Source organism: Cellulomonas sp. (assembly GCF_035634735.1).
Classification (GTDB): domain Bacteria; phylum Actinomycetota; class Actinomycetes; order Actinomycetales; family Cellulomonadaceae; genus Cellulomonas.
Map to the genome: position 1 here is coordinate 1 of NZ_DASQCJ010000171.1, position 6,210 is coordinate 6,210.

The 6,210-nt window shown below is 73.1% G+C and carries 7 protein-coding genes; 2 read left to right on the forward strand and 5 right to left on the reverse strand.

All coding sequences use genetic code 11. The features are described from left to right. The 4 genes from VER05_RS14210 to VER05_RS14225 all read right to left on the reverse strand — a co-directional run. A partial coding sequence (locus VER05_RS14210; RefSeq protein WP_324845987.1) for an ABC transporter ATP-binding protein occupies positions 1 to 655 on the reverse strand: 655 nt, incomplete at its 3' end. Continuing rightward, complete coding sequence (locus VER05_RS14215; protein ID WP_324845988.1) at positions 652 to 1,653, reverse strand: ABC transporter ATP-binding protein; 1,002 nt, start codon at positions 1,651 to 1,653, stop codon at positions 652 to 654. The genes VER05_RS14210 and VER05_RS14215, both read right to left, overlap by 4 nt. Continuing rightward, positions 1,643 to 2,629, reverse strand: a complete 987-nt coding sequence (locus VER05_RS14220; RefSeq protein ID WP_324845989.1) for a branched-chain amino acid ABC transporter permease — start codon at positions 2,627 to 2,629, stop codon at positions 1,643 to 1,645. The genes VER05_RS14215 and VER05_RS14220 overlap by 11 nt, the downstream gene beginning before the upstream one ends. Before the next feature lie 9 nt (positions 2,630 to 2,638). After that, positions 2,639 to 4,060 carry a branched-chain amino acid ABC transporter permease gene (locus tag VER05_RS14225; protein ID WP_324845990.1) on the reverse strand — a complete coding sequence of 474 codons (1,422 nt, stop codon included), beginning with the start codon at positions 4,058 to 4,060 and terminating at the stop codon, positions 2,639 to 2,641. A 430-nt stretch (positions 4,061 to 4,490) separates the two neighbouring features. On the opposite strand from VER05_RS14225, the gene VER05_RS14230 reads away from it, so the two are divergent. After that, entirely contained in the window at positions 4,491 to 5,180 is a 690-nt protein-coding gene (locus VER05_RS14230; protein ID WP_324845991.1) for a GNAT family N-acetyltransferase, read from the forward strand. On the opposite strand, the gene VER05_RS14235 is transcribed toward VER05_RS14230, so the two are convergent. Next, the gene (locus VER05_RS14235; protein ID WP_414647632.1) at positions 5,093 to 5,548 is read right to left on the reverse strand and encodes a PaaI family thioesterase; all 456 of its coding nucleotides are present in this window, start codon (positions 5,546 to 5,548) and stop codon (positions 5,093 to 5,095) included. The two genes, VER05_RS14230 and VER05_RS14235, sit on opposite strands and share 88 nt — an antisense overlap. Here VER05_RS14235 and VER05_RS14240 point away from each other — a divergent pair. Further along, positions 5,547 to 6,210: 5'-3' exonuclease (locus VER05_RS14240; RefSeq protein WP_324845992.1), on the forward strand; the 664-nt coding region annotated here is incomplete at its 3' end. The two genes, VER05_RS14235 and VER05_RS14240, sit on opposite strands and share 2 nt — an antisense overlap.

Genomic DNA, 6,210 nt, shown 5'->3' on the forward strand with positions numbered 1-6,210 from the left:
CGCGCCGGGCGTTCTGCTCGACGATCACCACGGACACGCCCGCCTTGTTGATCTTGCGGGTGCGGATGAACGTCTCGTCCTGCCGCACGGGGGACAGGCCCGCCGACGGCTCGTCGAGCAGCAGCACCGACGGGTCCATCATCAGCGCGCGGGCCATCGCGACCATCTGCCGCTCGCCGCCGGACAGCGACCCGGCGCGCTGCTTGCGCCGCTCGCCCAGCACCGGAAACAGGTCGACGATGAAGTCGAACCGCTCGGTGAACCGCTTCGGCGCCTGGAACAGCCCCATCTCCAGGTTCTCCTGGATGGACAGCGACGGGAACACGTTGTTGGTCTGCGGCACGAACCCGACGCCGCGCCGGACCAGCGAGTCGGCCCGGTGGTTCGTGATCTCCTCGCCCTTCAGCACGACCGAGCCGGACCGGATGGCCACGAGCCCGAACAGCGCCTTGAGCAGCGTCGACTTCCCGGCGCCGTTCGGGCCGATGATGCCGACGAGCTCGCCCGGGTGCACGACCAGGTTGCAGTCGTTGAGGATGTTGACGCCCGGCACGTACCCGGCGACCAGGTCGGTCGCGGCGAGCAGCGGCTCGCCCGCGGGCGCGCCCCGGTGGACGGTCGAGGGGTCGGACCCCTGCACGGCGGTGCTGCTCATCGGGTGCCCTCCCGGTCGTCGTCGGCGGCCGCGGCCGCCAGGTTGGCCTGCTCCTCGGCCTGGAGCTGCTCGATGCTGCCGTCGTCCAGCAGCGCGTCGTCGCCCAGGTCGGTGTCGTGGTGCGCGCCGAGGTAGGCGTCGATCACGGCCTGGTCGGCCATCACGTCCTCGGGCGGCCCCTCGGCCACGATCCTGCCCTCGGCCATCACGACCACCCAGTCGGAGATGTGCCGGACCATGTGCATGTCGTGCTCGACGAACAGCACCGTGGTGCCCTCCTCGCGCAGGGCCTGGATGTGCCCGAGCAACGACTGGGTGAGCGCGGGGTTCACGCCGGCCATCGGCTCGTCGAGCATGACCATCGTGGGCTTCGACATGAGGGCCCGCGCCATCTCGAGCAGCTTGCGCTGGCCGCCGGACAGCGACCCGGCGTAGTCGTCGCGCTTGGCGTCGAGCTTGAACCGGACCAGCAGCTCCTCGGCCTGCTCGGTGATCTCCTTCTCGCGCGCCTTCCACAGCGGCGGGACGAGCGCGGTGAACAGGTTCTCGCCGGACTGCTTCGTGGCCCCCAGCAACATGTTCTCGATCACCGTCATGCGCGACAGCGCCTTGGTGAGCTGGAACGTGCGGACCATGCCGGACCGGGCGACGCGCGCCGCGGACACCCCGGACAGCGACCGGCCCTCGAAGGACCAGGTGCCGGTGGACGGCTTGTCGAAGCCGGTGAGCAGGTTGAACAGCGTGGTCTTGCCGGCGCCGTTCGGCCCGATGAGGGCGGTGATCGCGCCGCGCTGGACCTCGAGGTGGCCGACGTCGACGGCGGTCATGCCGCCGAAGTGCCGGGTGACCTGGTCGGCGACGACGATCGCGTCGGGCTTGGGCACGCCGGGCGTGTGCGCGACGTGCGCCAGGTCGGCGGTGACGCGGTCCCGGCCGGACGCGGTGGTGGCGTGCGGCGTGGCGGCGGGGACGTGGCCCCGGGGGAGGTCAGCGGACATCGATCGCCAGCTCCTTCTTGTCGCCGAGGATGCCTTGTGGCCGGAAGATCACGAGGAGCATCAGCGTGACGCCGACGATGATCCAGCCGAACTGCTCGATCTGCTCGGTGCGCATGATCGACTCCGGCACCCCGGCGCGCATGACCGACTTGATGAGCATGAGCGACACCCAGAAGATGATCGACCCCAGCACGGGCCCGAACACGGTCGCGGCACCGCCGAGCAGCAGGATCGTCCAGATGAAGAACGTCATCGGGCGTCCCATGGAGTCGGGCTGCACGGCGCGGGGCAGGACGTAGATGATGCCCGCGACCGCGCCGATCACGCCGCCGAGCACCAGGGCCTGCATCTTGTAGGAGTAGACGTTCTTGCCGAGCGAGCGCACGGCGTCCTCGTCCTCCCGGATGCCCTTGAGCACCCGGCCCCACGGGCTGCGGATCAGCAGCCAGACGAGCAGGCAGGCGAGCGCGACGACGGACCAGCCGACGATGCGCACCCACCAGGAGTTGGACGCGTTCATCGCGTACTCGAACGGCCCGAGGGCGAACGTCCCGTCGGGGAACGGCGAGGCGTCCTGGAACGTGTCCTTGTAGGAGTTGCCGCGCAGGCCGGACGAGGCGCCGGTCAGCTCGGTGAGCGCGGTCGACCGGCCGACGAGCCGGACGATCTCCGCTGCGGCGATCGTGACGATCGCCAGGTAGTCGCCGCGGAGCTTGAGGGTGGGGATGCCGAGCAGCAGGCCGAACGCGGCGGCGCAGGCGATCGCGACCAGCACCGCGGCCCACAGGGGCCAGCCGGCGATGGTGGAGATCGCGAACCCGTACGCGCCGAGCAGCATGAACCCGGCCTGGCCGAAGTTCAGCAGGCCCGTGAGGCCGAAGTGCACGTTGAGGCCGATCGCGGCGAGCGCGTAGGCGGCGGTCGTCGGGGCGAAGATCTCGCCCGCGACGTTGACGAGGATGCGGGACCAGTCCATGTCGGCTCCTTAACCGATCCGCTCGGCGCGGCCGAGGATGCCCTGGGGGCGCAGCAGCAGGACGAGGATGAGGATGAGCAGGGCGCCGGCGTAGCGCATGTCGCTCGGGATGACGAGGTTCGACATCTCGACGACCAGGCCGATGACGATCGACCCGGCCAGCGCGCCGAACGCCTGCCCGAGGCCGCCCAGCGTGACCGCGGCGAACATGAGCAGCAGCAGGGCGCCGCCCATGTTCCAGGAGGTCGCGTTCAGGTAGAGGCCCATCAGCACGCCGCCCAGCGCCGCCAGCGCCGCGCCGAGCACCCAGACCAGCCGCACGACCCGCTCGACGGTGATGCCGGAGGCGGCGGCGAGCGCCGGGTTGTCCGACACCGCGCGGGTGGCGCGGCCGATCCGGGTGCCCAGCAGGAAGTACGCGACGGCCGCCAGCACGACGGCGGCGATGAGCAGCGACCACAGCGAGGTCGCGCTGATCCGCACCGGCCCGAGCGTGAGCATGGTCGGCGTGGTCGTGACGATGCGCAGCGCGCCGCCGCCGAAGAAGAACTGGTACGTGTACTGCAGCGCCATCGACAGGCCGATGGTCACGATCATCTGCTGGGTGGTGCCCACGCGCCGCTTGCGCAGCGGGTGCCAGATCCCGGCGTCCTGCAGCCAGCCGGACGCGGCCCCGACCAGCACGGCGACCACGCCGGCCACGACCAGCGGCAGCCCGAACGACTGCACCGCCAGGTACGCGACGATCGCGCCGAGCGTGACCTGCTCGCCGTGCGCGAAGTTCGACAGCCCCGTGGTGCCGTAGATCAGCGACAGGCCGACCGAGGCCAGCGCGAGCAGCACGCCGAACACCAGGCCGCTGCTGGCCTGCTGCGCGAGCCGGCCCCAGGAGAACGACCCGGTGTCGGAGGCGCCCACGGGGGCCCCGACCTCGCCGGCGTCGTCCGCCGGCGCGGTGCTCTCCGGGTCGGGCGCGGCGTCGGGGTCCTCGTCGGAGCCGCCGCCCGCGGGCGCGGGAGCGCCCAGCGGGAACAGCGCGCCGGCCGAGGAGCCGAGCGCGACCGTGACGGTCCGCGGGTTCTGCGCCGGGTCCCGCAGGCTCTCGCCGGCGGGGAGCGTGGTCTCGTCGAGGGTGACGGTGTACGCGCCGGCCTCGGTGACGGCCGCGGTCCAGCGGCCCTCGGCGTCCGTGGTGGCCTGCGTGGTCCCGCCCGGACCCTCGACGTCGAGGACGACGCCGACCGCGGGTTGCTGGTCCGCCGTGCGGATGGTGCCGTTGATGCAGCCGGTCGCGGCGTCGGCGACGCACCCGGCCACGGCCGCGCGGGCGGTGCCCGGCACGGCGAGGAGGAAGAGAACTGCGAGGAGGAGCACGCCGAGGGCGGCGGGCGCCCCGGCGGTGGAACGGTCCCTGGTCGCGACTCGGCGCACCTGGTCCTCCGTCCGGTCGTGGTCGACGGCGTCGACCTGTCGGCAGCGGGCTCGCGGAGGGTCAGGAGGCCGCGAGTGGGTTGGCGTGACAGTAGGGATGCTGCGTTTCGGGGCGATTACAGGCAGGTTTGAGACGTACGTCACGTCGGCGCGCCGTGCGGTGTGTCCGATTCGTCCGGGCGAGCGTTCCCCGGGTCGCCGCGGCGCCGCCGCCCGGACGGAGCAGCGTTCACCCGGTGGAGTGAGACGCGCCACGGTGCCCCGCGGTGACCTGCGTCTCCGTCCGCCCGCCCGGGACCGGGGGCCCGCCGCGACTAGGCAGACGCCCTGGTCGTGCGCCATGATCGGGCGATGCCGCGGGGGGCGCAGCAGGGTCGTGGTGACGCCGGAGTCGCTACGCCGTCCGAGTAGTCCAGGAGGTCGTCGTACCGTGCGCTCGCCCGTCGCCGTCCGACCCGCCCGCCCCGAGGACCTCGACGTCCTCGTCTCCCTCAGCCTCGCGGCCCGCTCCGAGTCGCTCGTCGGCGCGCAGCTGTGCACCGACGACGCCGACCGCCTGCGGCACCAGATCGGCGCCCTGGTCGCCGAGCCGGGCGCGCTCGGGCTGGTGGGCACGCTCGACGACGAGCTGTGCGGCCTGGTGCTCGCGCGCATCGTCGGCCCGAGCCTGTTCACCGACGAGGTGACGGTGTCGATCGAGGCGGTCTACGTGGCGGAGGGCGCCCGGCGCCGCGGCGTCGGGCACGCGCTGCTCGGCGGCGTGGTCGAGGAGGCGCGCCGCGTCGGCGCGACCGACGTCCTCGCGGTGCCGCTGCCCGGCGCGCGCGGCATGCACCGGTTCCTCGCGCGCCTCGGGTTCGCCCCGGCGGCGGCGCACCGCGTGGTCAGCACCGAGGTGCTGCAGCGCAAGCTCTCCGCGGACGCGCCGCAGCCCGGCCGCCGACGCGCCGGCTCGGGCCTGGACGACCTGATCGCCCGCCGGCGGCGCGCCCGCGCCGGGCGTGCGGCGACGGCGACGGCGACCGAGGCCGCTCAGGCGGGCCGGGCGTCGATCAGCATGCAGGTCAGCCGCGCGGAGCAGACCCGTCGGCCGCGCGGGTCCGAGACCACGACGTCGTAGGTCGCCACCCGGCCGCCCAGGTGGACCGCCGTCGCGGTCCCCGTCACCACGCCCTCGGTCGCCGACCGGTGGTGCGTGCAGGAGAGCTCGATCCCGACCGCGCGCCGGTCCGGCCCCGCGTGCGCGTTGGCGGCGTAGGAGCCGAGCGTCTCGGCGAGCACGGCCGACGCGCCGCCGTGCAGCAGGCCGAACGGCTGCACGTTCCCGGCGACCGGCATGGTGCCGACGGCGCGCTCGGCGGACACCTCCTGGATCTCGATGCCCATGCGCTCCATCAGGGTGCCCGGCGGGACGTGGGAGCCCAGCGGCGCGGCCGCGCCGTCGGCGGGCGTCGGGGCGGCGGCGGGCGGCAGGTCGGTGTCAGCCATGCCCGATAGGTTGGCACCCGTGACTGACGCGACGCGACTCCTCCTTGTCGACGGCCACTCGATGGCCTACCGGGCGTTCTTCGCCCTCCCGGTCGACAAGTTCGCCACCTCCACCGGCCAGCCGACCAACGCGGTGTTCGGGTTCGTGTCGATGCTGGCGAACCTCCTGCGGGACGAGGCGCCGACCCACGTCGCCGTCGCGTTCGACGCCGGGCGGACGACGTTCCGCACCGAGCAGTACGAGGAGTACAAGGCCAACCGCTCCGCCTCCCCGGAGCCGTTCCGCGGCCAGGTCGACGTCATCAAGCAGGTCCTGGCGACCATGCACATCCCGACGCTCGACAAGCCGGGCTTCGAGGCCGACGACATCCTCGCGACGCTCGCCCGGCAGGGCGCCGCCGAGGGCATGGACGTGCTCATCTGCTCCGGCGACCGCGACTCCCTGCAGCTCGTGAACGAGCGCGTCACCGTGCTCTACCCGGTCAAGGGCGTCTCGGAGCTCGCGCGGATGACGCCGGAGGCGGTCGAGGCCAAGTACGCCGTCCCGCCGGCGCGGTACCCCGACATCGCCGCGCTCGTGGGCGAGTCCTCGGACAACCTGCCGGGCGTGCCCGGCGTCGGCCCCAAGACGGCCGCCAAGTGGATCGCCACCTACGACGGCC

What these genes read in the sequence shown, in the direction of transcription:
- VER05_RS14215 (WP_324845988.1), bottom strand. Translation starts at nt 1,653, where the DNA reads ATGTCCGCTGACCTCCCCCGGGGCCACGTCCCCGCCGCCACGCCGCAC.
- VER05_RS14235 (WP_414647632.1), bottom strand. Translation starts at nt 5,548, where the DNA reads ATGGCTGACACCGACCTGCCGCCCGCCGCCGCCCCGACGCCCGCCGAC.
- VER05_RS14220 (WP_324845989.1), bottom strand. Translation starts at nt 2,629, where the DNA reads ATGGACTGGTCCCGCATCCTCGTCAACGTCGCGGGCGAGATCTTCGCC.